We start from the raw sequence: 26,079 nt of genomic DNA on the forward strand, positions 1-26,079 counted from the left end.
TTAAATTAAAAAAAGTTTAATTGTAATGACAGATACCTCACTACTCAGAAGAAAATTAATGTATAGAAGCTGGCATAGGGGTTGCAAAGAAACCGATATACTTTTAGGGCATTTCGCATTGAAATATCTTGATAAATTTTCCTTAAGCGAACTAATCGAATACGAAAAAATAGTTGATCTTGATGATTACGAATTATATTGTTACATAACTCGTAAGACAAACCTCCCTCCTGGCTTAAATAGTCAGATAGTCAATTTAATTGCTTGCTTTATTGAAGCTAATCCTTTATGCACTCAAGATTAGTGATAATCTTATTTACCTTATCTAGTACCTCAGTATATTCTATTCTTTTCTCGTTTCTATACTTTTCGCGCTCTTGATTTGCTTCATCCAACCGCTTTGTTAATTCTAAAATTTTATCCTCAAGAATTAGTGCTGCAAGTAAGAAATTTAATGCATCCGAACCCTTACCTCCAGTTTTTTGAGATACAGAACCAACTAGCTTGTCAAAACTATTAGCAAGGCGTAATAAATGGCTCTTCTTCCCACTTTCGCAAGATATTTTATATGTGTTATTACGTATAACTATTTCTACTACTTGCATATGGTGCTAAAAATTTCTATCGTACAGTATAAACTCAAACCCCTACTTTCATCTTATTTATGGTATAAATTTTTATTCATTTATCAAATCAGATAATTTTTTACTGCTACGAAAATATGTTTTAAAGTATTGATTCTTTGTAAACTTCTGTAACATTAAATGGCTTGTTTCTTTCAAGTTATAACTTCTAACTGAAAAAGAACCAAATCCCCTAATTTCAACTCTATTATGATGTTTCAATGTGTTTGAAAGTATCCCAAAAAATCTATCAACTATAGCTGCTATAACAATCTTATCTAAAAAAGGATGTCTTTTTGCTACCCTCGCTATTATATCAGACTTTGTTGCCATTTATATGAAGCCAAAATAAGTAAACCTTATCACTTAGCAGATAATACTATGTTATATTCTTCAACACCCAATACTTCAATTTCTATTTTTTCTGATATAGAGAACTTTTTATTTTCCGGCAAATGTTCTTGATCTATTAGAAGGGTTACATCGTTCTCAACTTCAACGACTAGTCCATTATCTTCTCTCTTACCTACAATAACCTGTATTTTATCGCCTACCTTAACTTTCTTTATCAGTTCTTCAAGAGGATCATACTCTATTTGTTTTATTCCAAGATAAATTCTTGCCCGATTCACGTTAGCCCTTATCACTTTTGCTTCTATTTTATCACCTACATTATATTTCTTTATCTCATCTGAGCTATTTTTAGACCAACTTAGATCTTTCACATAGATTGTCCCTTCTACGTTCTCATCTATTTCAGAACCATTGAAAGCAACAGATATATATGAGCCGGTATTATTCTTAACCTCACCAGAAACAATAGAACCAGGAGGATACTTATTGACAAATACTTGCCAAGGATTATCTATACACCTTTTCATGCTTAAACTCATCCTATTCTTAGCAATGTCAATACTGAGAATTTTTACATATACTTCTTGTCCCCTTGTTACGAGACTACTAACTGGTAAATTGCTCTTAACCCAAGTTATTTCCGATGAGTGCACTAAACCTTCAATCCCAGGTCTAAGCTCAACAAACAATCCATAATCTTCTATACTTGTTACATGACCCTTATGCACACTATCAACCGGATATTTTGACTCTGCATCTTGCCAAGGGCTATCTTCTAGCTGCTTTACACCTAAGGAAACTTTCGCATTTTCCTTATCTATTTTTATAATTTTAACTTTTATAGCCTGGCCATAAGCAAAAACTGCAGATGGATGACTTACTCTACTCCAAGAGATATCTGTAATATGTAGCAACCCATCTATAACTCCCACTGCATCTGATTCATGAATACCAACAAATACACCGTAATGAGTGATGCTTTTTATTTTTCCTTCTATTATATCGCCTTCATTTAAAGATTCTAAAAATTTAATTTTTTCACCAGCGTGCAATTTTTCTAACACCAGCTTTCTTGATACTACAATATTACCTTGCTTCTTATCCATTTTAAGCACGATGAACTTTTGTTCAGTTTCAATAAGGTGCTTCGCATCTTTTACTTGCTTCAAATCCACATGACTCAGCGGTAAAAAAGCGCTTATTCCGTCACCAAGATCAACAATAAAACCACATTTAATTGAGCGTTTAATAACTCCGTTTACTTCAGCTCTTGTAACTGTATCTTCTTCCAACTTATTCCATTTTTCGTCCCTAATTGCTTTTTCACGGCTAAGAACAACATTACCATGATAATCTTCAATTCTTTCCACATAAACTCTAATTTTCGAGCCAATAATGACCTCATCATTACAACCGAGTTCCTTGATCAGAATTCTTCCGTCAGACTTTAAACCAATATCAACCACAACGTCGTTAGGGTTTATTCTTGTAATTACACCTTCTACCACATCTCCTTCTTTAATTTTGTTAACAAAAGAATCTTCAAACAAGGCATTATCTTGATCCTCAAATTGGCCTTGACATATCTCTTCTATAAACTTGTTTGATGATAGCTTTCTGATAGTAACCGGTAGATTTACAACTGGATTATTATTATTCATACCTTTAATTTAAACTTTATTAGAACTCATATATTATATAATATTAATAATTATTGACAAGTAATTTTTCATTAATTCATTTCGAGAATTGTTTAAGCTATGTAAAATATAGTGAGAAAATTATATATGTATCAAGAATATGCTATTTAAGAATAGCAAGTGGATTAGATCGTTCTCCAGAAGGTCCAGGCTAAAACCGGATGTTGATGAAATATTGGAAAGATATTCTATTCAAAACAGCAAGGAATCTATAGAGAAGATTGTAAATTCACAAAAAAGAATATGGGTAGAAATAGGCTTTGGCAACGGTGAAAATATGCTTCACCAGATGCTCAATGAACCTGATCTATTGTTTATAGGATGTGAGCCCTACTTAAAGGGGGTTTCTCGCTTGCTAACAAACATAGAAATACAAAACATAAAAAACATTTTAATATGGACAGAAGATGCAAGAGAATTGATTGCAAATTTTCCGGACAACAGTGTTGAAAGACTCTTTATTCTCTTTCCAGATCCATGGCCAAAAAGAAGTCACAATAAAAGACGATTAATTAATACGGAATTTTTAAATTTATTAGCAAAAAAAATACTTATAACAGGGGAAATATTCATTGCAACCGATCATCAGGACTATGCAAAGTGGATAGCATCACATATAAAGCAGTGTAACTCTTTAATCTATAGGGAAGACGATTTCACAAGTTATACTCTTACAAAATACCACAGAAGAGCGCTCAAAGATCAGCGTAAAGTGAGGTTCTTTAAAGTAAGTGTTATTAATAATTTGCAGACTATGGATCAATAGAGTTTTTGCATATCTCTTTTACGTTAACTATAGATTAAAAATAATAAAAAAAGAGGGAGAAATAGAGTAAATTCCTTTAACTACTTCTCCTTATGAAGGAATAGACTTCTTGCATAACCCAAACTAAGTAGAAAAAAGGTACAAGGATGATGTCATTCCAGTGCTTAACACTGGAATCCAGGAAAGTTTGCTTATGAGCAAGCAAACTGATTTGGTGAGTATAAAAGTATAGCTTCTACGTCATGCCGCCACGGTATCTCAGCCGCTAACAAGCAGCGGGATGACAGCAGTCCTACGTCATACCGCCGCGGCGCTAACACGTAGCGGGATGACGGTTGTCAGGGTGTCATCCCAGTGCCTTGACACATAGCTGTACAAACGTTTTCGGCTTGACTCACCAGTGGGTGTCATTCCAGTGCTTGACACTGGAATGGCTTTGTTGCATCGCACCTTATACTGGTAGTAATTTACGATAAATATCATGTAGCCATTTCAAATTTAGCCATACCAATTTCAGTAAATTGATTAAGCAAATAGCACTTAATCAGCAATTCTTTTTCGCGATTTACTTCGGATTTATTCCTAAAGCTGAATCCAAATATTTGCTTTAATCTTGAGAAAAACCCTTCAATATAAGATCTTTTCCCATAATTTACTTCTTTTTTCCATTCTTTCACGCCATCTTCACCGTATAATTTTATTAACCTAATAGCAGCATTTCTGTCAGACATATAATCTATTTCTGGATGTTCTGCCGCATTGTTTATTGGTGGAATTTTTGCCTTTATATCATATTCGTGACACAATTTGTAAAACTTGTGCCTATCATATGCCCTATCTGCATATAGTGCTTTTATGATATGCTGAAAATTAACTTCTTTAAGCAAATCGCAAGCTCCATAGTGATCAGAGTAGACACCGTTACTGTATTTTACAGCTATAGCTTTTTTGCTGTTTATATTCAACATTACATGCAATTTTCTTGTCTGTTCATAGCCATGATATTTTCTGTTAGCGCTATTTTCCTTGCTGTGACCAGGGGTATTGTTGTAAATGCTGATACCTGTACTATCTATAGCAATTTCGATGTCTTCCATATTATTTTTATCAATTCTGCAATCATTGATCTTAATATTAAGTTTCTTAAACCTTCTTGATGCTTGTGAATAGCTGATAACTGCTAAATCTCTTCCTATTTGTTGCATATATCCTTTTATAAACCCCACCGTTTGTCTTAAACCAATTCTAAAAAGATTGACAATTATATGCACCAAAATCACAACTTTATCACTGTAAATATAGTTGCCGCCTTGCATTTTTGGACTATTTTCATACCAATTTTCTATGGCTTCATTGATATAATGAAAAATATTTCCTCTTTCCTGGAGAAATTTGTTATATTCATTTTGGTTACTGACTTTCATTTTCTGTGGCATATTTTTTCTTCAACAGTTAAATGGTTATTTATAATGAATTTTGTCAGTAGCCACCAGATTTTTTCGGTTGCTATGCAACAAAGCCCACTGGAATCCAGGAAAGTTTGCTTGCTCACAAGCAAACTAGCATAGAAAGTGGTTACAACGTTTTCGATGAGATTATATGGAAAACTGGATCCCAGTGTCAAGCACTGGGATGACACCCTTCACTACCCTTCACGGGCTCTTTTAGCTACAAATATTAAGAAATTTACCAAATGAAAAAAAAGGCAAAAGAAGCCCCGATTAATATCTATTTTAGAACATTGGCGTTTTTTAAGTCTTAAACACTGCAATTTAGCTGCTTTTAAATGCAACTCACCTTAGTTTGAATGTTTAAGAAATTTACTAAGCAGAAAAAAAGGCAAAAGATATCCCGTATTAGCTAGTTGTCACTCTCTAATCCTGCAAATTGGCGTGCTATACTGTCTTAAACGCTTTATAAGCGCGTTTCAGCTTATATAGGTAAAAACCCAGAAATGTTGTGAAGACGTAGGGTGCGCATAGTGCAAAAAATTAAAAATAAGACATTACGTAATACTGTTGTCGTTTAATCTGCACAGATTGAAGATAAATGAATACCTTCAGTATCATGATAAGGGGGCTGGCGAAGGGTGTCAAGTAAGTTTTTCGTTTCTATTCCCAATGTTATATGGTTATGCAAGAAGTCTAATAGCAGATTTTAAGTTTCTCTTTAACTCTTTAACCAGCGGGCTCCCATGAGGAGAGGAGAATAAAGGTCTTTTTTCATAGATATCTTAACACTTTTTTCTTTTTCTGTAGTTGGCGAACGAGTAAGAAAGTGAACCTTTGGTGCACCACTAATTATTGCCATTGGTGTTTGCTCTGCCCCTTCTCCCATAACTAAAACAGCAGATGTTGCCAGTGCATCAAGAAGATTGACTTGTGTTACTTGCAGTGGTTGATTATAAAGATCTGGCTTGCCTATATAGGAATAAAGTGGTTCAAATCCACACCAACCAAGAGCAACGCCCGTAACCCCAAGGCGCATAGGTGTTATGTTACTATCTGTAATCAAAATACCAAGATGTTTTATGCAGTGTTTTGTCTTGAGATAGTTCCATATCGACAGAGCTGTTTTCTGAACATCTTTTGGATATAGAATATACACCTCATTACCATTTGATTCATCAATACCAGCAGATGGAATTAAGATATTATCTTTAATCGTTAAACAGATACTATGAGGATTGTGGTCCACATCAACAATTGCATCAGCTTCTCTTTTGATTAGCTCTTCTTTAGAACAAGCAGTTTTGCAAACCACCTGTTTTTGACAAACAGAAATGATTTTTGATGTGATAGCAAGAACAACTTCCTCTCTTAGCAGCTCTGAAACATAGCGATCAAGAACCTGCTCTAATACTTCTCCACATTCAATGCGGTGGGTATAAATTGCTTTAACATACATACTATTACATCAAAAAGTTTCTCATAAAAGCCCTCTTACCTGTTGTTTTAGTTGGCATAATTTATAGTTAAGAGACTTAATGAGCTTCACAATTTTTTCTTCCATCTTTATCACGTATTAATCTACATATAGTATAATCTTTTGTTTTGGTGAGAATAGTTTTATTCCATCCACTAAGAAGTGTTAAGTTGAAATATGTATCACCCTTATAAGTTTTGTAAATTTCAGTCATAATAAACTCTGAGATTAGATTATATTCTAAAAAAAGGTGCGCTATTTGTGCTCCACCAATCATGAAGACTTTAGAACTACTTTGGATTGACAAAAACTCTTGCATAGAAGAAACAATAGTGCATTTTATGCCTTTATTAAAACAAGGACTTAATTTGTTACGAGAAAAAACAATAGGCTTTAATATGTTTTGGGGTATTATCTCAAACGTTTTTCTTCCCATAACAATAACTTATTTGTCAGTTACCTGACGAAAATGATCTAACTCACTTGGATAATGCCAGGGCAATCCATTATTTATTCCAATTACCCCCTTGGGATCAACAGCCATAATTCCGATAACTATCATCCCTGTAAAGCAGCTTGAGCTACAAAAAATCGCATGTGATCACGCACATTATGCACTCGAAGGAAATCAACCTTGTTGTGCAATGCAGATGATAAAGCAATTGTTTCTAAATCTCGGTTAAAGACAGGTTCTGTAGAAAAAGAAGAAATAAATGACTTTCTAGAATGACCAACCAGAACTTTGCAGCCAAAACTTTGCAATGCTTCTATATTGCGTAAAATCTGGATATTCTGGTACATAGATTTTCCAAAACCAATACCAGGGTCAATAATTATTGAATTTTTATCAAAACTTAGGGCAAATAACCTGCTAATGCTCTTCTCTGCCCAATTATTTATGGTATCAATTGGATCAGTGTCACTTGGGATAATGTTGTCTCTATGTGGTGGTATGGAGAGTGAGTGCATAATAACGATGCCACATCCACTGCTAGCGATTGCTTTTAAGGTATTATCATCTAGATCTCCCTTCTGATCGTTTACCCAGGCAATGTTGTAGTGCTCCAAAACGTTCAAAATAACATCTGGCCAGAAACTATCGATGCTGACTTTAATATCACCAGCTTCCATATAATGACTAAGATTATCAAGCACTGGTTTTAAGCGTGCATATTCTGCTTTTGGAGTTTGTATTGAGGAGCCAGGTCTTGTTGATTGAGCACCAAGTTCAACTATGCTTGCACCATCTGATAACAGCCGCAGTGACTGTTTGGTTGCTTGATCTGCATCATAATAAAGACCACCATCTGAAAATGAATCAGGAGTAATATTGACAATACCTACAAGCTCTGGTGAAAGCGTAAAACTCCTTAAAAAGCAATCCTTAATGTTAGGGTTAACAGTACCAAACGTTTTGTTAACTACTGCCATGGGGCTCAGCATTGCCATCAAGTGAAGCAAAAATGGTCTGTTTATCAATTCTGAGTGAGGAACCTTAAGGTAGGATGTATCAAGTGTCAGGTCATCCCATAACAAAATATCCAAATCAATAACGCGAGGTGCCCATTTTCCATAGACCTGCAGGCGGCCAATGTCGCATTCAATTTGTTTAAGGCCCTTTAACAGCTCTTCAGGAGAAGAAGAACAACTTCCATACACAACCATATTTAGAAATGGCTTATTCCACTGAGGTGGAGCATCATTTGGTAAAATAGCCTTAGTCTCCAGAATAATTGAAGATTTTAAATTTTTAAAATAGCGCTCCTTTAGTAACTGAGCAGCCTTTTGTAAATGGGAAAAGCGATTCCCCATATTTGAGCCAATAGAGATGTAAATCATTAGTCAGCTTCCTGTTCTTGTAATGTATTACAATAAGTAAAGAGAACACCTCCATGCACATCGGGAACGGGTGGTGCAACTTTGTGAGTAGTCACTCTCATGGAAGAAATAGTATGTTTTTTTTGCACCAAAAGATTATTAATGGCTCTGTATATATCATGGGTTAAGTGCTCGATTAAATTGAATTGCTTGCTCTGAACAAGAGATTGAATATTTTGTACTATCTCTAGATAGCAGACAGTATCTTCAAGCCGGTCAGTCATAAGCCCTAAAGGAGGAGATTTAAAAATAAAATCAACATCAATACTAACTAATTGGGAATGATACTTCTCTTCTGCACTATAGCCTAAATGAACCCAAAGCCGTAAGTCAGATATAAGAAGATTACATGCAGACATTGCATCCCAACATCACTGAGTTTTAATTCTTAAGCTACTTACAACTGCTAACACACGCTAGCATTCATCATTCCATCAAGAAAACCCCACAAGAGCTTTGCTCCCTTTTGAGCACCCTGCATAACTTTATCTTGCTCTTTTTCATCTAGATCTTCAATAAGATTTGCACACTCCTCAGAATGCCATTCATCAGCATGCATATGAACCGTAAAAAATTGAAGAGAACGCTCATCACTTATTGAATAGTGTTTTTTTAAACCTTCAATTTTAGACTTAGAAACCTCTGGAGTTTGACGTTCGTAAGCGTACAAGGCTCCAAGACCTGCTGCAAAACCTGATCGTATAATATCAAAGTAACCGTCAACTAATTCTTGTGTCTCCTTAACTTGTGCATCTTCAAGAAGATCAGACCTTGCTACTCCCAGTCCTTCAGCAAAACGCTGCCATAACTCTGGATGATTTTCATCACCTTGTTCTTCTTCTATCAAATTACCAAGCAAAACCTGTCGCATTTTTAGATCTGGGCACAAAAAATGTATACCACTGATATAACGAGGAAACGCAGCAACGTGGTGATAATATTCTTTAGCATAGGTCTGTAAAGCTTGCAAGCTTAAGCTTCCTGTATTCCATGATTGGTAGAATGGATGATTTAGTAAGTGCAACTCATCTAACTTATTATTCAAAGATTTAGTAAATTCCATTATTTCCTCTATTATATCAACATATAGTTCATATACTATAGTTTTCTCATTGTTACGATCATGCTAAGATCAATACAACGGTGGGATTGGTAGGACTCGAACCTACGACCAATTCGTTATGAGCGAACTGCTCTAACCGACTGAGCTACAATCCCTTTTATCAATATTTATAATACACACAAAAGCAAATTTGTCTATTAGCTTATTTCACTATCAACCCAACTTAGCAAATCATTTGTTGCACCAATTTTGCGTGCAATTTCCTTACCATCTTGAAATATGATTAAAGTGGGTATAGATTGCACTCCATACTTACTTGGCACTTCAGTTTCTCCATCTATATCGAATTTGCAGATCTTGATCTTGCCTTTTCTATCCTTAGCCAATTGTTCGATACGTGGCATTAGACTTTTGCATGGCCCGCACCATTCTGCCCAAAAATCTACCAGCACGAACCCTTTATAGTCAATGACTTCAGATTTGAAATTTTGATCATTTACCGATGTAATATCATCACTCATAAAATACCTAAATTTTTGTAAAATATAGCGCATCAATTAGCAACTAATCAACTAAATTCTTACCGCAGAGCCTGAAAAATTGCCCTAAAGTGTTTTGCACAAACAAAAAACTTCTCACAGATGATTACATCTGGTGGTTAAAGATATCCACGTTTTCCCACCCCATTAAATCCAACTCAATACGAGTAGGAAGAAATTCAAAACACTTTTGGGCCAATTCTTTTCTATTTTCACGTTCCAGCATTAAGTCTAGCTTTTCCTTTATCTTATGAAGATACAAAACATCAGATGCAGCATAACTTTTTTGTTTGTCTGTTAAATTTTCATTTCCCCAATCAGAAGATTGCTGCTGCTTATTTAGTTTGGTATCAAGCAGCTCTAAGCATAACTCTTTTAAACTATGATTATCTGTGTAAGTGCGAACCAAACGTGAAGCTATTTTTGTGCAATAGCACGGAAGTGCCCAAATTTCCAAGTAATGACGTATTATGCTTACATCAAATCGCGCGAAGTGAAATATTTTAGTTATATTTTTATCCTCTAATATTTTTCTCAAATTTGGCGCTGTATAATCGTTCTTGAGTTGAACTAAGTGAGCGTTGCCATCATTAAAAGAGAGCTGCACAAGGCATAATCTATCTATGCTATGAAGTAGCCCCATTGCCTCGGTATCAACAGCTATAGACCTTACATCATCTGGTATTGAACTAGCTGGCAAGTCGTCTTTATATAAAAATATTCCCATAAAATTAATACATTTTTTGGCACAATTGAAAACCTATGATAATCAAAAATGAGCCTTAAGTATACGAAAAGATCATAGAAGGAACCACACAAATTTATGGGCTCTCACATTTTTCGTGTACACGGGGTTTACAAATCGCTGTATATGCCTATAATTAAGTAAATTTAGGTTAATTTAATTGCGGGAGTAGCTCAGTTGGTAGAGCGCAACCTTGCCAAGGTTGAGGTCGAGGGTTCGAACCCCTTCTCCCGCTCTTTACTTTTAAAATCATTTCGTCAAAGATTCCTTGACAAACTCCGCCAGCGCCCTTATCATGGTACTGAAGGTATTCAGTTATCTTCATCTGTGCAGATTAAACAGCAAAAAAAACAACGTACTTGGCGTCTTATTTTTAATTTTTCGCACTATGTGCACCTTATGTCTTTATAAAACTTTTAGGTTTCTACCTATACAAGCCGAAACGCGCTTATAAAGCGTTTAAGACAGTATAGTACGCCAATTTGAAGGATTAGAGAGTGAACACTAATTACCACGGGATTTCTTTGCCTTTTTTTCTACTTAGTAAATTTCTTAAACATTTAAGCTAAGGTGAGTTGCATTTAAAAGCAGCTAAATTGCAGTGTTTAAGACTTAAAAAACGCCAATACTGAAAATAGATAGTAATCGGGGTTTCTTTTGCCTTTTTTTTCGTTTGGTAAATTTCTTAATGTTTATAGCTAAACGACAACCGTCATTCCCCTACGTGTTAGCGGCTGAGATACCGCGAATGAATCCACAACTGTACGAACATTGTGATTTGAGAACAATCTCCGCCAGGAAGGGTGTCATCCCAGTGCCCAGACACTGGGATCCAGGAAACTTAATTGCAAGTAATGCATTGGGTTTGGTGAGTATGGGTTTTGCGTTATAGAATGAAGCACTTTTGATGAATTTGTAAAGAAAACTAGATTCCAGTGTCAAGCACTGGAATGACACCGAAGGAGCTACTGGGATGACAGGGGAAGTTGACAATCATCATCCCGCTGCTTGTTAGCGCCGCGGCGGTATGACGGTCTGCGGTGGCATGACGATAACTTCGTCATCCCGCTGCTTGTTAGCGGGATCTAGAGATACCGTGACGGGATGACGTAGAGCTCGCATTAGCTATACTTTTATGCTCACCAACTTAGCTGGATCCAAGTATTCAAGCTACTCCGATGACAAAAGGTGATACTGAAGTAATAGAAGGTAATAGAGCGACAGGGAGTAGTGCAAAAAGTTTCGTTATCCCCATTGAATCGGCTTTAAAATCGATGTTCAAAGTTGAAATTTCCCTAGAAGATGCTGGGGAAATCAGAAAAGGTCAGGAAATTGTATTAAATAACTTGCGTAATTTAAAGAATTATGATACTTGTTGTACGATAGTGGGTAGTGTACCTATTGCAATCTGCAGTTTTATTTATGGTTGTGTGAAACCTATTCGTGTTTTTAATATTTAAAATGAGGTTTAGATGTCGATAACATCCGAAAAGAAAAAGAGTTTGATAAATATATATGCAATTAAAGAAGATGATACAGGTTCATCTTTTGTACAATGTGCAATTTTGACCGAGAGGATCAGTAATTTAACTGAGCATTTTAAAGTGCACAAGCATGACCATCACTCTAAGCGTGGTTTACTTATATTGATAGGTAGAAGACGCAAGCACTTAAATTATATAAAGCGTAAATTTGGTAATGAAGCCTATCAGGAATTAATAGAGAAGTTAGGCATTAGAAAATAATCGAGGAATTTAGTATGTTTAAAATTATAAAAAAATCTATAGAGTGGGGTGGTCGTACCTTATCTTTAGAAACAGGAAAAATAGCACGCCAAGCTCATGGTTCAGTAGTTGTAAATTACGGTAATACTTCTGTTTTAGTAACTGTTGTAAGTAAAAAGAAGGAAGAAAATGTTGATTTCCTACCTTTAAATGTACAGTTTATCGCAAAAAGCTATGCCATGGGTAAGATCCCTGGTGGCTTTTTTAAAAGAGAAGGCAAGCCATCTGATAGAGAAACTTTAATCTCAAGAGTAATAGATAGAAGTATAAGACCACTATTTCCAGAAGGATTTAATGATGAAGTTAGTGTGGTGTGCAATCTATTAACTTATGATACAGTCAATCCTCCTGAAGTGCCAGCATTGATTGGTACTGTTGCAGCTCTTACAATTTCTGGTGTTCCTTTTTACTTTACTATAGCTGGAGTGATGGTTGGTTGTGATGAAAATAATAACTATATACTCAACCCTTCTGTTCAAGAGATGAAAGCAAGCAGCTTGGATCTATTTTTGTCTGGTGATGAAAATTCAATTTTAATGATTGAATCAGAAGTGAAAGAGCTCTCTGAAGAAAATGTTTTTAATGCAATAAAATTTGGCCATGAACACCTTAAGCCTGTCATTGAGCTCATAAAAGAGTTTGCTGATACAGTTGGCAATAAACCTGAAAGCTTTGCTCCTGTTGATATATCAGATATAACACAAGAGCTTGAAAAACACGGTAAAGATTTTGAGAAAGCATATTCACAAACAGTAAAACAAGAGCGAGTTCAAGCTCTAGAAGCGATCAGAGATAATATATTGAATGCTCTTAAGGAAGCTGGAAAAGACGAAAAGTTAATTACGTATGCAGTAAAAAACTTCGAAAGATCTTTAGTACGTGAAATAATTAGAAAGAAAGGTGTAAGGATAGACGGTCGTAAGCATGATGAAATACGTCAGATAGAAATTGAAGTTGATGTTCTATCCAAGACTCACGGTTCTGCGTTGTTTACCAGAGGTAACACTCAGGCGCTGGTTGTTACTGCTCTTGGCACTACGCAAGATGAGCAAATCGTGGATGATATTGAAGGGGATAGACGTGAGCACTTTATGTTACATTATAATTTTCCTCCTTTTTCTGTTGGAGAAATTTCTACTGGACGTCCACCTGGAAGAAGAGAAATTGGTCACGGTAAACTTGCTTGGAAAGCAATTCATCCTGTTTTACCCGATAAATCTGAATTTCCTTATACAATAAGAGTAGTGTCCGAAATTTTGGAGTCTGATGGTTCTTCTTCTATGGCAACAGTTTGTGGGACTTCTCTTGCTTTAATGGATACGGGTGTGCCAATAAAGGCCCCTGTTGCTGGAGTTGCTATGGGCCTTATTAAAGATAAAGACGAGTATGTGATACTTTCCGATATATTGGGTGATGAAGATTATCTTGGTGATATGGACTTTAAAGTAGCAGGAACTAGTGAAGGGGTTACGGCACTACAAATGGATATGAAAATCTCTGGTATAAGCTTTGAAATTGTTGAAAAATCTTTAGAACAGGCAAAAGCTGGAAGATTACATATTTTAGAAAAAATGAATGCAGTGATTTCAGAACACAGTGATGATGTCAAAGACCATGCACCAAGAATGTTATCATTTTACATAGATAAAGATAAAATTTCTGCAGCTATTGGTGCTAAAGGAAAAAATATACGCAGTGTGTGTGAAAGAAGTAATGCAAAAATTGAAATAGGAGATGATGGTAAAGTTTCTGTTTTTGCCACGAGTGGCACTGAAGCTGAAATTGCAAAGAGTATGATGATTGATTCAATAACAGAACTAGAACAAGGTTCTATAGTTGATGTCAAGGTTGTAAGAATAGAGAAGTCTATTGTAGAGCTTGAATTTCTTAATGGCAGAAAAGGAAAAATGCACATAAGTGAAGTAGCTAATGAACACATAGATTCTATAGAGAGCATACTTAAACAAGATGATACTTTCAAAGCACTAGTAATTGACTTCGAAAAAGGTGGATGTCCAAAGTTGTCAAGACGTCGGGTTGATCAAGAGACGGGAGAGTTTTTTGAAGGTGAGCTTTACAACGAGGAAAGGAAAGATGGTTCAAATGACAGGGATAATTATTACAATAATTCATTTAATAGAAAACCTGGAGGAAGTCACCATAAGAGGCCTCCTCGTCCTCGTTCTGGTTTCAGCAACAGAAACAGGCCGAAATTTGGTAATAATGATTCATCATCAGGTTTTTATTAAGAGTAAACTTCTTGCGTTACCTCTCGTCATCCAAGTAGCTTGACTACTTGGACCAGAGACTTTTTCAAATTGGTAGATAATAGAAATGGGTATCTGTTCAGGGGAGTGGCTAATGTGCAAATATTGAGTATCTGTTCAGGGAAGTGGCTAATGTGCAAATATTGAAGCAAAAATTCCAGTGCTCCCTTTCTTGTCATCCCAGTGTTTGACACTGGGATGGCTTTGTTGCATAGCAACCGAAAAAATCTGGTGGCTACTGACAAAATTCATTATAAATAACCATTTAACTGTTGAAGAAAAAATATGCCACAGAAAATGAAAGTCAGTAACCAAAATGAATATAACAAATTTCTCCAGGAAAGAGGAAATATTTTTCATTATATCAATGAAGCCATAGAAAATTGGTATGAAAATAGTCCAAAAATGCAAGGCGGCAACTATATTTACAGTGATAAAGTTGTGATTTTGGTGCATATAATTGTCAATCTTTTTAGAATTGGTTTAAGACAAACGGTGGGGTTTATAAAAGGATATATGCAACAAATAGGAAGAGATTTAGCAGTTATCAGCTATTCACAAGCATCAAGAAGGTTTAAGAAACTTAATATTAAGATCAATGATTGCAGAATTGATAAAAATAATATGGAAGACATCGAAATTGCTATAGATAGTACAGGTATCAGCATTTACAACAATACCCCTGGTCACAGCAAGGAAAATAGCGCTAACAGAAAATATCGTGGCTATGAACAGACAAGAAAATTGCATGTAATGTTGAATATAAACAGCAAAAAAGCCATAGCTGTAAAATACAGTAACGGTGTCTACTCTGATCACTATGGAGCTTGCGATTTGCTTAAAGAAGTTAATTTTCAGCATATCATAAAAGCACTATATGCAGATAGGGCATATGATAGGCACAAGTTTTACAAATTGTGTCACGAATATGATATAAAGGCAAAAATTCCACCAATAAACAATGCGGCAGAACATCCAGAAATAGATTATATGTCTGACAGAAATGCTGCTATTAGGTTAATAAAATTATACGGTGAAGATGGCGTGAAAGAATGGAAAAAAGAAGTAAATTATGGGAAAAGATCTTATATTGAAGGGTTTTTCTCAAGATTAAAGCAAATATTTGGATTCAGCTTTAGGAATAAATCCGAAGTAAATCGCGAAAAAGAATTGCTGATTAAGTGCTATTTGCTTAATCAATTTACTGAAATTGGTATGGCTAAATTTGAAATGGCTACATGATATTTATCGTAAATTACTACCAGTATAAGGTGCGATGCAACAAAGCCATCCCAGTGTCTGGGCACTGGGATGACACCATTTATTGTAACTCACATTTACTCTATGATTATCTTTTTAGATCACCTTGTCTACCTATTTTGCCACTCTGCTGAACGGATACAGAAATGGTTTGTGTTAACTAGCTAAAGATCTTAGGTTTGCCAACATTCCGCTACGTGTTAGCGCCGCGGCGCATAAGTGTTGAAAGTGCTATAAGTGGCATTATATAAGGTGGTTAACGGCATAAATTTCAATGGTAATAAAATAAATTAAAAAAGCGCCTTTTTGCCTGTGGTTAGAAGGTTTAAGCGAATTTTCGACGTGGTTTATCTGCTTTCCCAACAACGAAGGTTGATATCAAGAGGAGATTTACATACCATTAATCACCTTGTGTGATTGCACTTTCAACACTTATGCGCCGCGGCGGTATGACGTAGCTAGCTATATAGGGTCACAACGATGGATTTTTAAGATCGTTTACGGCCTTCTTAATATCTTCAGCCTTGAATATCGCCGATCCCGCAACTAAAATATCTGCACCTGCTTTTATTATATCAGCTGCGTTAGAAAAGTTAATTCCACCATCTACTGAAATTTGTGTTTTAAGATTATGCTCCTGTATCATTTTTTTTATAGTAGATATCTTGTTCAACTGTGAATGAATAAATTCCTGCCCTCCAAAGCCAGGGTTGACTGTCATAATCAGTACAATATCTAGCTCATGTATTATGTATTCAAGCACACTTGGGGAAGTTGAAGGAACAATTGAAACTCCAACTTGAATCGGTTTTTTTGCATCGTTTACATTTTTGTATGACTTTATCTTTCTTATCAACCTCTCAAGATGTATCTCTGCTTCTGCATGTACAGTGATAATATCAGCACCAGCATTTATAAAGCTTTCAATGTGGTTACCAGGAGATTTGACCATTAAATGCACATCAAAAGGAAGATTGCTATATTTACGTATTGCAGAGACAACGCTAGGACCAATTGTAATATTTGGAACGAAATTCCCATCCATAACGTCTATGTGTATGTAATCTACACCTAAATCGCTAATTTTTCTTACTTCTTCTCCTAATTTTGCAAAGTCTGCTGAAAGTATAGAAGGTGCAATTTTAATACTCATGAGCTGCCTTTTTTGCTAAAAAATAACTTATTTTTAAAACTCTGTCACCCTAAGCACCATCTGAATAACTAGAGGAACTGGATACCGATATCGGTATGCCTATTTAACTAGATCTTAAATTAGATAAAAAAAGGTAGTCTTGATAAAACTTATTTACAGCAAGTTTTTTTACATTTGGACTTTCTGTTTGTTCTTTTTTGTACCCTAATTTATAGCCTATTGAATCCTTATATGAGCTGATCGTTTTGTATGCTTTGTTCATCTCTCTAGGAAAGATGCCATTAGCAATTACGACGCATAACCCCGTAGCTGTTGCAAAAGCTAGAGTGGTAAATGCTAGATTTTGTAAAAAATTCCTTCCACTAACTTTTTTTTCCTGTATATTAGCAGAGTGCGATTTGTTTGACACTTCTTCTAGATATTCATGCCATATGTGATTGCAGTTCGTACATTTTACCTTCCTTCCAGACGCGCCAATTTGCTTAGGAGATACTAAGTAAGTTTTAGTACAACTATTACATTGTATTTTCATAGCACTTACATATAAGTAGTAACAAGCCCAAATGATACGAGCTATAAATTTAATATCAATATATATATAACAAATGGAAGGTTTGCAACTAAAAAAAACACAGAGTGAGATAAAAGATATTTGGAAAAATAGAGAAAAATTTAATGACTGTAATCTAAAGAAAACAGCAAGAATAGCAATTAAAGAGGTAATTGAGCTCCTTGATAGTGGCAAAATTAGAGTAGCAGAAAAGCTATCAAGTGGAGAATGGGTAGTACATAAGTGGATAAAGCAGGCAATATTATTACATTTTCTCACTGAAGAAAGCAAAATAATAGACAATACCAATTGCTGGTTTGACAAGATCGGTAACAAGTTTAGTGAATGGAATGAGGAAAAATTTCGCCGGTTAAAAATTAGAGCAGTTCCTGGGTGTTTTGTTCGCCGATCTGCTTATATAGGTACAAATGTTGTTCTAATGCCAAGTTTTATTAACGTTGGTGCATATGTTGATTCAGGAACAATGATAGATACCTGGTCAACGATTGGTAGCTGTGCGCAAATAGGAAAAAACTGCCATATTTCCGGTGGAGTGGGAATAGGTGGAGTTTTAGAGCCTATTCAAGCTTCACCTGTCATTATAGAAGATAATTGCTTTATTGGAGCACGTAGCGAGGTGGCCGAGGGTGTGGTAGTGAGAGAAGGATCAGTCCTTGGCATGGGTGTGTTTATTGGGGCATCAACAAAAATTATTGATAGAGAAACTAGCAAGGTATTTTATGGCGAAGTGCCGCCTTATTCTGTAGTGATACCAGGGTCTATTCCATCTAAAAATAACATTTCAACCTATTGTGCAGTCATAGTAAAAAAAGTGGATGAAAAGACGAGATCGAAAGTCTCTATAAATGAAATATTGAGGGATTAAACTATCTCACTGCTTGTCGTCACTTTTTTTATCATTATTACTAACCACAGTAATGGCATACGCGCATAGCTCTGAGAAAGAGACTCCATTTTCTTGAGATAATTTATATAATTTTTGTAGACTTTCTTTTACTTTATTAGGGATATTCCCTCCACGTTCTTTTACAAGCCAGGAATCTTGATGATGAATTGGATGAGCATCACTTTTTGGATTTCCTATATATATTGCAAAAGGTGAACTTTGCCCTTTGAAGTCACATTGTACAGTAAATTTTTTTATAGATTCAGCCATCTAAAGACCTCTACTTTTCTTTTTGGTCGATTTTATAGCAGGTGGAAGAGGTGGTTTCTTTATAAAATCTTGTCTATTGACAACACTTTCTTTACCTTCCAAAGCTCGGCGAACATCAGCTCTGCTTAATTGCGACTCTTTTGCTACCTTCATTCCATGCTTTGCCATAATATTAGCATATGCTAGTACTTTTTTTACCAATTCTAGATCACCATTTAGCATTTGAACTAGCACTTGAAATACCTCTGCTAAAGTTAACCCGTCAGCATTTATAACCTTGTTTTCTATAAAATTGACAGCTTCTTCAAATTTGTATTCAATACTATCATCTTGAGGTATAAGGGCAACATAATCGGTGTTTTTGTCGTCCATAACTGAAGCACTATTACTCACAAACTTAAGTTTATACTATATATATAAATACTCTACTATTTTATATTATGGCACACTATAGTTAAACATTTATTAATAACATGCTCACTTATATACACGAATTAATTGACAAAAGTCAAGGATCAATATCCATCAGTGATTTCATGAATGCCGTTTTGTACCATGAAAAATACGGCTATTATACGAATAAATTACCACTTGGTAAGGATGGTGATTTTACTACCGCACCTGAGATCAGCCAATTATTTGGTGAAGTAATTGCAGTTTGGATAATGCATACATGGGAAAAATTAGGAAAGCCATCAAAATTTTCTCTAGTTGAACTTGGACCAGGCAAAGGAACACTCATTCACGATATAATAAGAGTCACTAAAAAATACAGCAGCTTTTTTAATTCAATGTTGATCCACTTAGTTGAAATAAGCCCTACTTTACGGAAGATACAAAAGGAAAAATTAAAAGGCTTAGATGTTAATTGGCACAAAAATATTGACAACCTACCAGAACAACCAACCATTTTTTTAGCAAATGAGTTCTTTGACGCTCTTCCGATAGATCAGTTTGTATATCGTAATGAGGGGTGGTATGAAAATAGGGTGACAAAACAAGATGATGGCAGTCTCTTGGTGTCATGCCAGTGCGTGACACTGGAATCCAGAAAAAAAGAATCATGGATTCCAGTGTCAGCTACTTGCATGACAGGGGGTTTCGATGGTGCAGTGGTGGAAATATGTTCAACTGGGGTTGAAATATTAAAAAAACTTGAGAAGAAGATATATAATCATAAAGGAGCTGCTTTGATTATAGATTACGGTTATGTATACCCCGCGTATAAGAGCACTTTGCAATCGATAAAACAACATAAGTATGCTAATTTTCTTGAGAATGTTGGTAATAGTGATATTACCGCACTTGTAAATTTTCAAGCATTAAAAGATTCATTAAAACACGTAGATTGCGAGATTTTAACTCAAAGGGAATTTTTATATCTTTTTGGCATAAAAGAAAGAACCCAGGCTTTAATGAAAAGCGCAAGTGATGAACAAAGGAATAGGATCTTTAGTGAATTCCTAAGGTTGACTGAAAATATGGGCACTCTTTTTAAAGCAATGCTATTGATATAGCTAGCCCAAGAAAGGTTTCCCTACGTCATACCGCGATTCATTCGCGGTATCTCAGCCGCTAACTAGTAGCGGAATGACGAATTTGTTGTTTTTCAAATTGTAGGTAAACCTAAGTCACTTTAGCTATAGCATAGCTAAAGTAATTTATGTTATTGGGTAAGTTAAAAATATGATATAAATGAGATAATAGGGAGCTACTCACTATAGGAATAGAGTTGCGCGCGCGACCGAGGGTTTTATACCATTCTAGAAGTAATATACGGAAAAGGGGGGATTCGAACCCCCGACATATTTTCATATGTGCACGCTTTCCAAGCGTGTGCTTTAGACCACTCAGCCACCTTTCCATGCTTATTCATAATATTGAAAATTGTACTGCTAAACAATATAAAAACCTGGTATATAGGGTTCACCACGAAAATTTACAGTATTGTTAAACTTGCTTCTGCAAGTTGGAAATGTTTTATCGCAACCTGCAAGTATTGAATATTTATCTCCAGCAAAAATTTGGTATGAAGGCGAAGTAAACAATGTAACTACTTTATTTTTATATTCTTTTACTATACCTTCAAACGCTGTTGAGCCAAAGAATTTCACTACTCCGTGCTTATAATATTCATCACTCTCAGTTAAATTCGTGTCTTCAAATCTTCTTTCATCTATTACTTTAGTGATTGTACTTATTTTACTAAATTTTTTAGTATTGGCTTTACATTTATCATCGCAAAATTGTGCTCTGCATGCAGGAGAGTATAATTTTGCTATACTTCTCTCAAGCTTTGCTGAGAGACCTCTAATTTCAACAATAAATCTTCCACTACTTAATGTCACTTTACCAAAAGTTCCTGAATGTAGATTCATTGTCCCCTGGGTCAAGTCTTTATAATTCACAAGAAATATCTCAATATTTGCAAAGTCGTACTTTCCTGATAAAACATCTTCTTCTTTAATATCAACACTATTTAATATCCCTTCAATTTCTAGATTATCAGTTTTTAAATCGCTGTTTAATATTATACTACTGGCTGTAAATCCACTTGAAGATTTATAGAGTATATTATCAATATTTAAATCTTCATCATAGTCAGTGAATCCCATTACTTCTCCACCTGCGAGCTTTAATTTCCAGCACGTAGCGGTGGTAAGTAATTCTCCAGCTAAATGATTTTTTAGTGTGGTTTGCATAGTGGCCTCCTATAAATAATGATAGAGAAAGATAAGTAATAGCTACAATAATCGCTAATAAATCTCGTCTATATTCGTTTCTTCAAATCCCTATAAAAATTCTCATGTGGAGCAAGGGCAAGAAGTGTCAATTCATTATTTTGTTCATTATAAAGATAAGCCAACAAAGTAAGTTGATTAAAAATGGAAAATTTATACACACGAACATTTGCAAGGTCGCCTGATTTGAGCTCTCCAATATGTGGATTTCCTTGGACTTGCTTGATAGCTTCTTCAAGTTTAGGTAGTTGATTGTTATGCAGCTTTTTCATTGACCGCTTAAAAGTGTTGGTAAGAAGAACCTTCAAAATTTTGTAGATTTATACTCCTCAACATCACCTGATTTTGCATCTTCGATGCCTGAAAGGATTTCTTTAATGATGTTATAGCTTAGCTCAGGGTTATCTTCAACAACTTGACCAACTTTAGCCCAATGCTCGATTTGTTGTGGTACGGAACGATTTTGTAACATGGAATGAGACTGTACTATTTTCTCAAATTCTCCATCAAGATTTACTGTTATATCCATGATATTGTTACTTCTACTTTAAGCTATTATACCATATATTGGAAATTTTTTCAATATAAATAATTTTCATCTGGAAATACACACCACATTAAACTGTGGTGTGTACTAGCTGGTTAGAAAGAAAACTTCACACCAGTGAGCAAAAGAACTCCTTGGTTAAAAGGTACATCAACATTATTTTGATCTTTCAGCGCACCTTTTTCATCAGTCATAAAATAATGAAGAGCTGCGTAAGGAACAAATTTGCTCTTACTGCATGCAGGAGATAGATCATATTGAACGCCAAGTGCACCATCATGAAGCATATCTCCATCATTCATTCTGCTACCAAAGTACGTCAAACTTGTGTAGATATTCTCATGTTGATAACCAGCTCCTACAGTCCAATACATGGTGTTTATACTATCTTTACCAAATTGAGCTTCCAGCCCTTTCACTCTTTTGTCAGTATCAGGAAGCGGTTTATATTCTACAATTTTATCGTCAGCATCTATTTCTAGTCCTTTAATACCTTTTGGTTGACCAGATTTGCCCAAGTATGCAAAAGAAGCAGCAAATTTTACGCCTTGGTCTTCATTAATCTTATAATCAGCGCTTACACCCAAATTAACACCCATAAGGTCATTGTACTCTACATATTCATCATAAACACGCTTATCTTTATTTGGTTTTTTCGCTTGACCATACTCACCAACTGCAGAAGTTTTAACTTTTACATTATATTTATCAAAGTCATATTCATATGATGCACCAGCACTTACTATATGCTCATAATCTGGACCGACATGTTTTATGTCATCACCATCCTTTATAACAAATAAACTACTATCATAGCGAGGTGAATAGCTAACACCAAACCTTGCGCCCATATAATTTGGTGAGTAGTAAGCAACTCTAAACGGCAGTGTAGTCATAACGCCTTTGTTATATTTCCCTGCCATACGGAAAGAGAATTTTTCACTTTCACTCGAAAAACTTTCAGTGTAAAGACGTGGTGTTACATAAAATGGAAAGCTAGCAGCGCTTCCTTCTAAGTTCACTTTTCTGAACCAGTCACTATCTGCAGCTCCGTCAACAGTTGCAATTCTTGTTGCATCAAGTCTCATTAGAGCCTCAGGACCAAATTGGTAACCAAGCTTCACGTCACCATATTTTGAGTTAACAAACACATGCGCACTTCTGCCTTTTGCAGCATAAACACCCTGTGAAGCTCCCTTACCTTCGGTCACTGGAACATGAAACTGCACGTCAGCACCATAAAGAAGACCTAAATCTTCATTCTTATTTTCTGCTCTGAGGTGCAATATCGCGTCAGCAATCATACCCATATCGTTGCTGTAATCACCAATATTTCCTATTCCTTCATAGAATATTGGATTTGCTCCTTTTGCTATATCTAAAATGGCATTATAATACTCTGTAGATCTGTTTGGCATAACGTTATAACGTTCATACTCTTTACCACTTGGCCCAGCTTTACCATAACCTTGAGCATCAACAACACCGCCAAAAGTTATTCTTAAATTACTTTGCCCTTGGTTGGTATCGATAACATCAACTCCACCAACTGAAACAACAGGACTTGCCTTACCTTTTTTCTCTGTATTTTGATTAACAACTTTTACATCCTTCTTTACATCTTTAGCTTCAACTTTAGCATTCTTAGTTTTAGAACGCTTAGTTTTTGAAACTTTACCTTTTTCTATATTAGAATTCTTAGCGCTTAGAGCTTTCGCTTTTGAATCCTCTATAAGCTTTGCTTTTTTCTCATTTGCTAGCCTGATCTCCTCTTTTTTCTTCTGCTCGGCTGCTAATCTCATCTCCTCCTTTTTCTTAAGCTCTTCAGCTTTTTTTCTTGGATCAGCATTACATATTCTGTCCATCTTTTCTTTCAGTTTTTTATTTGATGTTTTCATAACTTCTGTTTTTCCAGAAGTTTTTGTGCTCTCTTGCTTTTTTATTTCCTTCATACTCTCATCAGGAAAGTCAGCTGCAAAGCCGCTGAAAGAATATAAAGTTAATAGAGAAGCTAGAGCAGTTCTAGTATAAATAGATTTTTTCATGAAGTGCCCCCAAAAAATTTCGAAATCATATCTTAAATGTAAATAGTATAAAAATGTTGAAAATTCAACTTAAAGCAACCTTATAACGAAAATAAAAGTAAAATGCAATACCTTAAAAGCAACTTTCTTAATACGCTCAACGTGTATATTAACCAAAATTTAGTACAGAGGTTCGCTTGTTAGTGCATTATAACTCTATATTTATTCTATGGAAGTAAAATTTTTTTATTCTAGCAATAGAAAGATTATAGAAAATACTATTGACAATAATATTAATCTACATTATAGTTAAATAAATTGTTTAGCTGATAGTAGATTAAGGTAGTTATGGATTTTAGTTTTTTACGCAATTGGTTTAGCACCACAGGTACTAGTGCAAGTAGTATAGATTCACAATTAGGTGATGTTGAACAATCAAGCTCCATCTTAGCAGATAACGGCAAATATAAGGTGGATGATGAGTTTGAGATCATTGAAGATTATGAATTTATAAATCCTGCTGACCCAAATGAACCACATTCTTTACCTTCTTCTTACCAAATAGATGAAAGTATTGCAGAAATTGCAGGATTTAATAAAGAGAAATTATTGGAAATGAGTAATTTCTGTAAAATAAGCTATGGCGATGACGACAATAAGCTAAGTGAAAAAAGATGTCACAACTTAGCTGAAGGAGTATACAAAACTGAATTTAAAGTTGTAGAAGATTTTGAAATTATTCCATCCACTGAAAAAATGTATAAAACTAGAGCTGAACTTATTAGTGAAGGTTATGAAATTATTCCATTTGGTAATGGATTCGAAAAAGATGCTGGTCATGTTTTTATAAAAGATAAAGAAATAACAATAGCTTACCATGGTACTCGTTTAAAAAATCCATTAGAATATGGCTTATCGGGCTTAAACGATGGAATCACTGATCTCAATTTGTTTTTTACTCCCTCAGAACTTTTACCTGAAGGTGGAAGAATGCATCGTGGCTTTAATAATTCGTTTCAAGATTCATGGCCTAATCTTTATGGCATTTTGAAATCTCATGCTGAAAAACAAAAATCAGAAATAAAAGATTTTAGAATTAATCTCACAGGTCATAGCATGGGAGGAGCTATTGCTAAGATAGCTGCTTTATGCCTCAACAAAAAAGAAGGCGCTGAAGATGTTCATGTTGCAACTTTTGCTGATCCAAGGGTTTTTGACCTTACTGCTAGTGAAATTTATAATTACGCTCTTCAGGAAAAAACCATAAGGGTCACTCACCACAGGCAAGATCCAGTGCCAGCAGTATTACCTGGTTCGTTTGGTTATGCTCACGTAGGTGCACAATTAAGAGTACCAACACCAGAAGGATATTCTGGTATAGATTATTTTCATGGAATAGATGGTTATCATGAAGCTATTAAGATGATGGATGAAAGTGATTTCAAGTCAAATAATAACGTATCTCTCTTTTACTATCCTGCTAGAGCATTAAGTCGAATTAGCTGTGTGCTTGGAGGTAATGCTCAACATTATTTTGCCAATTTCCAAAATTATATTTTTGGCGAATCAAATTTTTTTGAGAAAGTAAAAAAGGAATATCAAGATAATAAATTAAAAAGTTCTTCTCAGGTTGAACAAGTAGAAGTTGAGCAGATAGCACATGAAAGTTTCCCAGCAATAGGTGGCTACTATTATGGAGCAATTGTTAGATTGCTCCATAATATCTGTTCATTTAAATTCAATACAAAACTTTCCACCACAAGTTATTTGCCACTCTTCTGTATCCGTTCAGCAGAGTGGCAAAATAGGTAGACAAGGTGATCTAAAAAGATAATCATAGAGTAAATGTGAGGTAAGTCCTTACAATAAATGGTGTCATCCCAGTGCCCAGACACTGGGATGGCTTTGTTGCATAGCAACCGAAAAAATCTGGTGGCTACTGACAAAATTCATTATAAATAACCATTTAACTGTTGAAGAAAA

Annotated in this window: 33 protein-coding genes, 3 tRNA genes and 1 pseudogene; 12 read left to right on the top strand and 25 right to left on the bottom strand. The window is 35.2% G+C overall.

The genetic code is table 11. The features are described 5' to 3' along the window. Nucleotides 1-25 precede the first annotated feature (25 nt). Nucleotides 26-304 carry an FAD assembly factor SdhE gene (locus OPR48_RS05615; RefSeq protein ID WP_182158663.1) on the top strand — a complete coding sequence of 93 codons (279 nt, stop codon included), beginning with the start codon at nt 26-28 and terminating at the stop codon, nt 302-304. Here OPR48_RS05615 and OPR48_RS05620 read toward each other — a convergent pair. From OPR48_RS05620 to OPR48_RS05630, 3 genes are all read right to left on the bottom strand, one after another. Next, entirely contained in the window at nt 279-605 is a 327-nt protein-coding gene (locus tag OPR48_RS05620; protein ID WP_250295111.1) for a cell division protein ZapA, read from the bottom strand. The two genes, OPR48_RS05615 and OPR48_RS05620, sit on opposite strands and share 26 nt — an antisense overlap. Nucleotides 606-677: 72 nt before the next feature. Beyond that, a complete protein-coding gene (locus OPR48_RS05625) occupies nt 678-956 on the bottom strand; it encodes an HU family DNA-binding protein (protein WP_265025786.1) in 279 nt (92 codons plus the stop codon). 29 nt (nt 957-985) lie between these two features. Next, a complete protein-coding gene (locus OPR48_RS05630; RefSeq protein ID WP_265025787.1) occupies nt 986-2,638 on the bottom strand; it encodes a 30S ribosomal protein S1 in 1,653 nt (550 codons plus the stop codon). Between the two features lie 139 nt (nt 2,639-2,777). Between OPR48_RS05630 and trmB the strand changes: the two genes are divergently transcribed. Beyond that, nucleotides 2,778-3,443 (top strand): tRNA (guanosine(46)-N7)-methyltransferase TrmB, encoded by a 666-nt coding sequence (gene trmB / locus OPR48_RS05635; protein WP_265025788.1) that lies wholly within the window; start codon nt 2,778-2,780, stop codon nt 3,441-3,443. Between the two features lie 297 nt (nt 3,444-3,740). Here trmB and OPR48_RS05640 read toward each other — a convergent pair whose 3' ends face one another. From OPR48_RS05640 to OPR48_RS05690, 11 genes and pseudogenes are all read right to left on the bottom strand, one after another. Further along, a complete protein-coding gene (locus OPR48_RS05640; RefSeq protein ID WP_265025789.1) occupies nt 3,741-3,926 on the bottom strand; it encodes a hypothetical protein in 186 nt (61 codons plus the stop codon). Further along, a complete protein-coding gene (locus OPR48_RS05645; RefSeq protein WP_265025790.1) occupies nt 3,923-4,879 on the bottom strand; it encodes an IS5 family transposase in 957 nt (318 codons plus the stop codon). The genes OPR48_RS05640 and OPR48_RS05645 overlap by 4 nt, the downstream gene beginning before the upstream one ends. Beyond that, nucleotides 4,864-5,082, bottom strand: coding sequence for a hypothetical protein (locus OPR48_RS05650; RefSeq protein WP_265025791.1), 219 nt, complete (start codon nt 5,080-5,082; stop codon nt 4,864-4,866). The genes OPR48_RS05645 and OPR48_RS05650 overlap by 16 nt, the downstream gene beginning before the upstream one ends. Before the next feature lie 530 nt (nt 5,083-5,612). Next, nucleotides 5,613-6,350, bottom strand: coding sequence for a putative folate metabolism gamma-glutamate ligase (locus OPR48_RS05655; RefSeq protein WP_265025792.1), 738 nt, complete (start codon nt 6,348-6,350; stop codon nt 5,613-5,615). 76 nt (nt 6,351-6,426) lie between these two features. Next, nucleotides 6,427-6,930, bottom strand: a pseudogene (locus tag OPR48_RS05660) (dihydrofolate reductase). Next, nucleotides 6,927-8,207: a dihydropteroate synthase gene (gene folP, locus OPR48_RS05665; RefSeq protein WP_265025793.1), complete on the bottom strand. Its 1,281-nt coding sequence runs from the start codon at nt 8,205-8,207 to the stop codon at nt 6,927-6,929. The pseudogene OPR48_RS05660 and the gene folP overlap by 4 nt, the downstream one beginning before the upstream one ends. Continuing rightward, a complete protein-coding gene (locus OPR48_RS05670) occupies nt 8,207-8,605 on the bottom strand; it encodes a dihydroneopterin aldolase (protein WP_265025794.1) in 399 nt (132 codons plus the stop codon). The genes folP and OPR48_RS05670 overlap by 1 nt, the downstream gene beginning before the upstream one ends. A 47-nt stretch (nt 8,606-8,652) precedes the next feature. Then, entirely contained in the window at nt 8,653-9,309 is a 657-nt protein-coding gene (locus OPR48_RS05675) for a CADD family putative folate metabolism protein (RefSeq protein WP_265025795.1), read from the bottom strand. Between the two features lie 81 nt (nt 9,310-9,390). After that, nucleotides 9,391-9,464, bottom strand: a tRNA-Ile gene (locus OPR48_RS05680). A 42-nt stretch (nt 9,465-9,506) separates the two neighbouring features. Continuing rightward, nucleotides 9,507-9,830: a thioredoxin gene (gene trxA / locus OPR48_RS05685; protein ID WP_265025796.1), complete on the bottom strand. Its 324-nt coding sequence runs from the start codon at nt 9,828-9,830 to the stop codon at nt 9,507-9,509. A 124-nt stretch (nt 9,831-9,954) separates the two neighbouring features. Continuing rightward, nucleotides 9,955-10,575: a ribonuclease D gene (locus OPR48_RS05690; protein ID WP_265025797.1), complete on the bottom strand. Its 621-nt coding sequence runs from the start codon at nt 10,573-10,575 to the stop codon at nt 9,955-9,957. A 180-nt stretch (nt 10,576-10,755) separates the two neighbouring features. On the opposite strand from OPR48_RS05690, the gene OPR48_RS05695 reads away from it, so the two are divergent. Further along, a tRNA-Gly gene (locus OPR48_RS05695) sits at nt 10,756-10,828 on the top strand. A 485-nt stretch (nt 10,829-11,313) separates the two neighbouring features. Here the strand turns inward: OPR48_RS05695 and OPR48_RS05700 are convergent. Further along, nucleotides 11,314-11,586, bottom strand: coding sequence for a hypothetical protein (locus OPR48_RS05700; RefSeq protein WP_265025798.1), 273 nt, complete (start codon nt 11,584-11,586; stop codon nt 11,314-11,316). A 185-nt stretch (nt 11,587-11,771) separates the two neighbouring features. Between OPR48_RS05700 and OPR48_RS05705 the strand changes: the two genes are divergently transcribed. The 6 genes from OPR48_RS05705 to OPR48_RS05730 all read left to right on the top strand — a co-directional run bounded on the left by OPR48_RS05705 (nt 11,772) and on the right by OPR48_RS05730 (nt 16,038). After that, nucleotides 11,772-12,053 carry a hypothetical protein gene (locus OPR48_RS05705; RefSeq protein WP_265025799.1) on the top strand — a complete coding sequence of 94 codons (282 nt, stop codon included), beginning with the start codon at nt 11,772-11,774 and terminating at the stop codon, nt 12,051-12,053. Between the two features lie 12 nt (nt 12,054-12,065). Then, a complete protein-coding gene (rpsO, locus tag OPR48_RS05710) occupies nt 12,066-12,338 on the top strand; it encodes a 30S ribosomal protein S15 (RefSeq protein ID WP_006279944.1) in 273 nt (90 codons plus the stop codon). Nucleotides 12,339-12,352: 14 nt separating this feature from the next. Next, nucleotides 12,353-14,626 carry a polyribonucleotide nucleotidyltransferase gene (gene pnp / locus OPR48_RS05715; RefSeq protein ID WP_265025800.1) on the top strand — a complete coding sequence of 758 codons (2,274 nt, stop codon included), beginning with the start codon at nt 12,353-12,355 and terminating at the stop codon, nt 14,624-14,626. A gap of 178 nt (nt 14,627-14,804) precedes the next feature. Next, the gene (locus OPR48_RS05720) at nt 14,805-14,945 is read left to right on the top strand and encodes a hypothetical protein (protein WP_265025801.1); all 141 of its coding nucleotides are present in this window, start codon (nt 14,805-14,807) and stop codon (nt 14,943-14,945) included. Next, on the top strand, nt 14,930-15,886 hold the full coding sequence (locus OPR48_RS05725; protein WP_265025515.1) for an IS5 family transposase: 957 nt from the start codon (nt 14,930-14,932) through the stop codon (nt 15,884-15,886). The genes OPR48_RS05720 and OPR48_RS05725 overlap by 16 nt, the downstream gene beginning before the upstream one ends. Continuing rightward, entirely contained in the window at nt 15,883-16,038 is a 156-nt protein-coding gene (locus OPR48_RS05730) for a hypothetical protein (RefSeq protein WP_265025802.1), read from the top strand. The genes OPR48_RS05725 and OPR48_RS05730 overlap by 4 nt, the downstream gene beginning before the upstream one ends. Before the next feature lie 338 nt (nt 16,039-16,376). Here OPR48_RS05730 and rpe read toward each other — a convergent pair whose 3' ends face one another. After that, nucleotides 16,377-17,057, bottom strand: coding sequence for a ribulose-phosphate 3-epimerase (gene rpe / locus OPR48_RS05735; protein WP_265025803.1), 681 nt, complete (start codon nt 17,055-17,057; stop codon nt 16,377-16,379). Between the two features lie 103 nt (nt 17,058-17,160). Further along, a complete protein-coding gene (locus OPR48_RS05740) occupies nt 17,161-17,589 on the bottom strand; it encodes a zinc-ribbon domain-containing protein (protein WP_265025804.1) in 429 nt (142 codons plus the stop codon). A gap of 73 nt (nt 17,590-17,662) precedes the next feature. On the opposite strand from OPR48_RS05740, the gene dapD reads away from it, so the two are divergent. After that, nucleotides 17,663-18,493 (top strand): 2,3,4,5-tetrahydropyridine-2,6-dicarboxylate N-succinyltransferase, encoded by an 831-nt coding sequence (dapD, locus tag OPR48_RS05745; RefSeq protein WP_265025805.1) that lies wholly within the window; start codon nt 17,663-17,665, stop codon nt 18,491-18,493. A 6-nt stretch (nt 18,494-18,499) separates the two neighbouring features. Here dapD and OPR48_RS05750 read toward each other — a convergent pair whose 3' ends face one another. Together OPR48_RS05750 and OPR48_RS05755 are read right to left on the bottom strand one after the other, a co-directional pair. Beyond that, nucleotides 18,500-18,784: a DUF2610 domain-containing protein gene (locus tag OPR48_RS05750; protein ID WP_007549418.1), complete on the bottom strand. Its 285-nt coding sequence runs from the start codon at nt 18,782-18,784 to the stop codon at nt 18,500-18,502. Next, nucleotides 18,785-19,156 carry a hypothetical protein gene (locus tag OPR48_RS05755; RefSeq protein WP_370273656.1) on the bottom strand — a complete coding sequence of 124 codons (372 nt, stop codon included), beginning with the start codon at nt 19,154-19,156 and terminating at the stop codon, nt 18,785-18,787. It lies immediately after the preceding gene. A 101-nt stretch (nt 19,157-19,257) separates the two neighbouring features. On the opposite strand from OPR48_RS05755, the gene OPR48_RS05760 reads away from it, so the two are divergent. Then, the gene (locus OPR48_RS05760) at nt 19,258-20,301 is read left to right on the top strand and encodes a class I SAM-dependent methyltransferase (RefSeq protein WP_265025806.1); all 1,044 of its coding nucleotides are present in this window, start codon (nt 19,258-19,260) and stop codon (nt 20,299-20,301) included. Between the two features lie 260 nt (nt 20,302-20,561). Here OPR48_RS05760 and OPR48_RS05765 read toward each other — a convergent pair. From OPR48_RS05765 to OPR48_RS05785, 5 genes are all read right to left on the bottom strand, one after another. Continuing rightward, nucleotides 20,562-20,648: transfer RNA gene (locus tag OPR48_RS05765), tRNA-Ser, on the bottom strand. A 31-nt stretch (nt 20,649-20,679) separates the two neighbouring features. Continuing rightward, complete coding sequence (locus OPR48_RS05770) at nt 20,680-21,486, bottom strand: DUF2163 domain-containing protein (RefSeq protein WP_265025807.1); 807 nt, start codon at nt 21,484-21,486, stop codon at nt 20,680-20,682. Between the two features lie 68 nt (nt 21,487-21,554). After that, the gene (locus tag OPR48_RS05775; RefSeq protein ID WP_265025808.1) at nt 21,555-21,797 is read right to left on the bottom strand and encodes a type II toxin-antitoxin system RelE/ParE family toxin; all 243 of its coding nucleotides are present in this window, start codon (nt 21,795-21,797) and stop codon (nt 21,555-21,557) included. Nucleotides 21,798-21,829: 32 nt separating this feature from the next. Beyond that, entirely contained in the window at nt 21,830-22,054 is a 225-nt protein-coding gene (locus OPR48_RS05780) for a ParD-like family protein (RefSeq protein WP_265025809.1), read from the bottom strand. Between the two features lie 113 nt (nt 22,055-22,167). Then, on the bottom strand, nt 22,168-24,117 hold the full coding sequence (locus OPR48_RS05785; RefSeq protein WP_265025810.1) for a WD0745 family porin: 1,950 nt from the start codon (nt 24,115-24,117) through the stop codon (nt 22,168-22,170). A gap of 327 nt (nt 24,118-24,444) precedes the next feature. Here OPR48_RS05785 and OPR48_RS05790 point away from each other — a divergent pair, with 327 nt between their 5' ends. Beyond that, complete coding sequence (locus OPR48_RS05790) at nt 24,445-25,908, top strand: lipase family protein (protein WP_265025811.1); 1,464 nt, start codon at nt 24,445-24,447, stop codon at nt 25,906-25,908. Here OPR48_RS05790 and OPR48_RS05795 read toward each other — a convergent pair. After that, nucleotides 25,860-26,042 carry a hypothetical protein gene (locus tag OPR48_RS05795; protein WP_265025812.1) on the bottom strand — a complete coding sequence of 61 codons (183 nt, stop codon included), beginning with the start codon at nt 26,040-26,042 and terminating at the stop codon, nt 25,860-25,862. The genes OPR48_RS05790 and OPR48_RS05795 overlap by 49 nt on opposite strands. Nucleotides 26,043-26,079: the final 37 nt, after the last annotated feature.

This window comes from Wolbachia endosymbiont (group A) of Bibio marci, from assembly GCF_947251645.1.
Taxonomy (GTDB): domain Bacteria; phylum Pseudomonadota; class Alphaproteobacteria; order Rickettsiales; family Anaplasmataceae; genus Wolbachia.

What these genes read in the sequence shown, in the direction of transcription:
- OPR48_RS05625 (WP_265025786.1), bottom strand. Translation starts at nt 956, where the DNA reads ATGGCAACAAAGTCTGATATAATAGCGAGGGTAGCAAAAAGACATCCT.
- dapD (WP_265025805.1), top strand. Translation starts at nt 17,663, where the DNA reads ATGGAAGGTTTGCAACTAAAAAAAACACAGAGTGAGATAAAAGATATT.
- OPR48_RS05725 (WP_265025515.1), top strand. Translation starts at nt 14,930, where the DNA reads ATGCCACAGAAAATGAAAGTCAGTAACCAAAATGAATATAACAAATTT.
- OPR48_RS05645 (WP_265025790.1), bottom strand. Translation starts at nt 4,879, where the DNA reads ATGCCACAGAAAATGAAAGTCAGTAACCAAAATGAATATAACAAATTT.
- OPR48_RS05670 (WP_265025794.1), bottom strand. Translation starts at nt 8,605, where the DNA reads ATGTCTGCATGTAATCTTCTTATATCTGACTTACGGCTTTGGGTTCAT.
- OPR48_RS05690 (WP_265025797.1), bottom strand. Translation starts at nt 10,575, where the DNA reads ATGGGAATATTTTTATATAAAGACGACTTGCCAGCTAGTTCAATACCA.
- OPR48_RS05780 (WP_265025809.1), bottom strand. Translation starts at nt 22,054, where the DNA reads ATGGATATAACAGTAAATCTTGATGGAGAATTTGAGAAAATAGTACAG.
- OPR48_RS05640 (WP_265025789.1), bottom strand. Translation starts at nt 3,926, where the DNA reads ATGATATTTATCGTAAATTACTACCAGTATAAGGTGCGATGCAACAAA.
- folP (WP_265025793.1), bottom strand. Translation starts at nt 8,207, where the DNA reads ATGATTTACATCTCTATTGGCTCAAATATGGGGAATCGCTTTTCCCAT.
- trmB (WP_265025788.1), top strand. Translation starts at nt 2,778, where the DNA reads ATGCTATTTAAGAATAGCAAGTGGATTAGATCGTTCTCCAGAAGGTCC.
- OPR48_RS05730 (WP_265025802.1), top strand. Translation starts at nt 15,883, where the DNA reads ATGATATTTATCGTAAATTACTACCAGTATAAGGTGCGATGCAACAAA.
- pnp (WP_265025800.1), top strand. Translation starts at nt 12,353, where the DNA reads ATGTTTAAAATTATAAAAAAATCTATAGAGTGGGGTGGTCGTACCTTA.
- OPR48_RS05790 (WP_265025811.1), top strand. Translation starts at nt 24,445, where the DNA reads ATGGATTTTAGTTTTTTACGCAATTGGTTTAGCACCACAGGTACTAGT.
- OPR48_RS05615 (WP_182158663.1), top strand. Translation starts at nt 26, where the DNA reads ATGACAGATACCTCACTACTCAGAAGAAAATTAATGTATAGAAGCTGG.
- OPR48_RS05630 (WP_265025787.1), bottom strand. Translation starts at nt 2,638, where the DNA reads ATGAATAATAATAATCCAGTTGTAAATCTACCGGTTACTATCAGAAAG.
- rpe (WP_265025803.1), bottom strand. Translation starts at nt 17,057, where the DNA reads ATGAGTATTAAAATTGCACCTTCTATACTTTCAGCAGACTTTGCAAAA.
- OPR48_RS05750 (WP_007549418.1), bottom strand. Translation starts at nt 18,784, where the DNA reads ATGGCTGAATCTATAAAAAAATTTACTGTACAATGTGACTTCAAAGGG.
- trxA (WP_265025796.1), bottom strand. Translation starts at nt 9,830, where the DNA reads ATGAGTGATGATATTACATCGGTAAATGATCAAAATTTCAAATCTGAA.
- OPR48_RS05770 (WP_265025807.1), bottom strand. Translation starts at nt 21,486, where the DNA reads ATGCAAACCACACTAAAAAATCATTTAGCTGGAGAATTACTTACCACC.
- OPR48_RS05760 (WP_265025806.1), top strand. Translation starts at nt 19,258, where the DNA reads ATGCTCACTTATATACACGAATTAATTGACAAAAGTCAAGGATCAATA.
- rpsO (WP_006279944.1), top strand. Translation starts at nt 12,066, where the DNA reads ATGTCGATAACATCCGAAAAGAAAAAGAGTTTGATAAATATATATGCA.
- OPR48_RS05620 (WP_250295111.1), bottom strand. Translation starts at nt 605, where the DNA reads ATGCAAGTAGTAGAAATAGTTATACGTAATAACACATATAAAATATCT.
- OPR48_RS05705 (WP_265025799.1), top strand. Translation starts at nt 11,772, where the DNA reads ATGACAAAAGGTGATACTGAAGTAATAGAAGGTAATAGAGCGACAGGG.
- OPR48_RS05785 (WP_265025810.1), bottom strand. Translation starts at nt 24,117, where the DNA reads ATGAAAAAATCTATTTATACTAGAACTGCTCTAGCTTCTCTATTAACT.
- OPR48_RS05775 (WP_265025808.1), bottom strand. Translation starts at nt 21,797, where the DNA reads ATGAAAAAGCTGCATAACAATCAACTACCTAAACTTGAAGAAGCTATC.
- OPR48_RS05740 (WP_265025804.1), bottom strand. Translation starts at nt 17,589, where the DNA reads ATGAAAATACAATGTAATAGTTGTACTAAAACTTACTTAGTATCTCCT.
- OPR48_RS05755 (WP_370273656.1), bottom strand. Translation starts at nt 19,156, where the DNA reads ATGGACGACAAAAACACCGATTATGTTGCCCTTATACCTCAAGATGAT.
- OPR48_RS05655 (WP_265025792.1), bottom strand. Translation starts at nt 6,350, where the DNA reads ATGTATGTTAAAGCAATTTATACCCACCGCATTGAATGTGGAGAAGTA.
- OPR48_RS05675 (WP_265025795.1), bottom strand. Translation starts at nt 9,309, where the DNA reads ATGGAATTTACTAAATCTTTGAATAATAAGTTAGATGAGTTGCACTTA.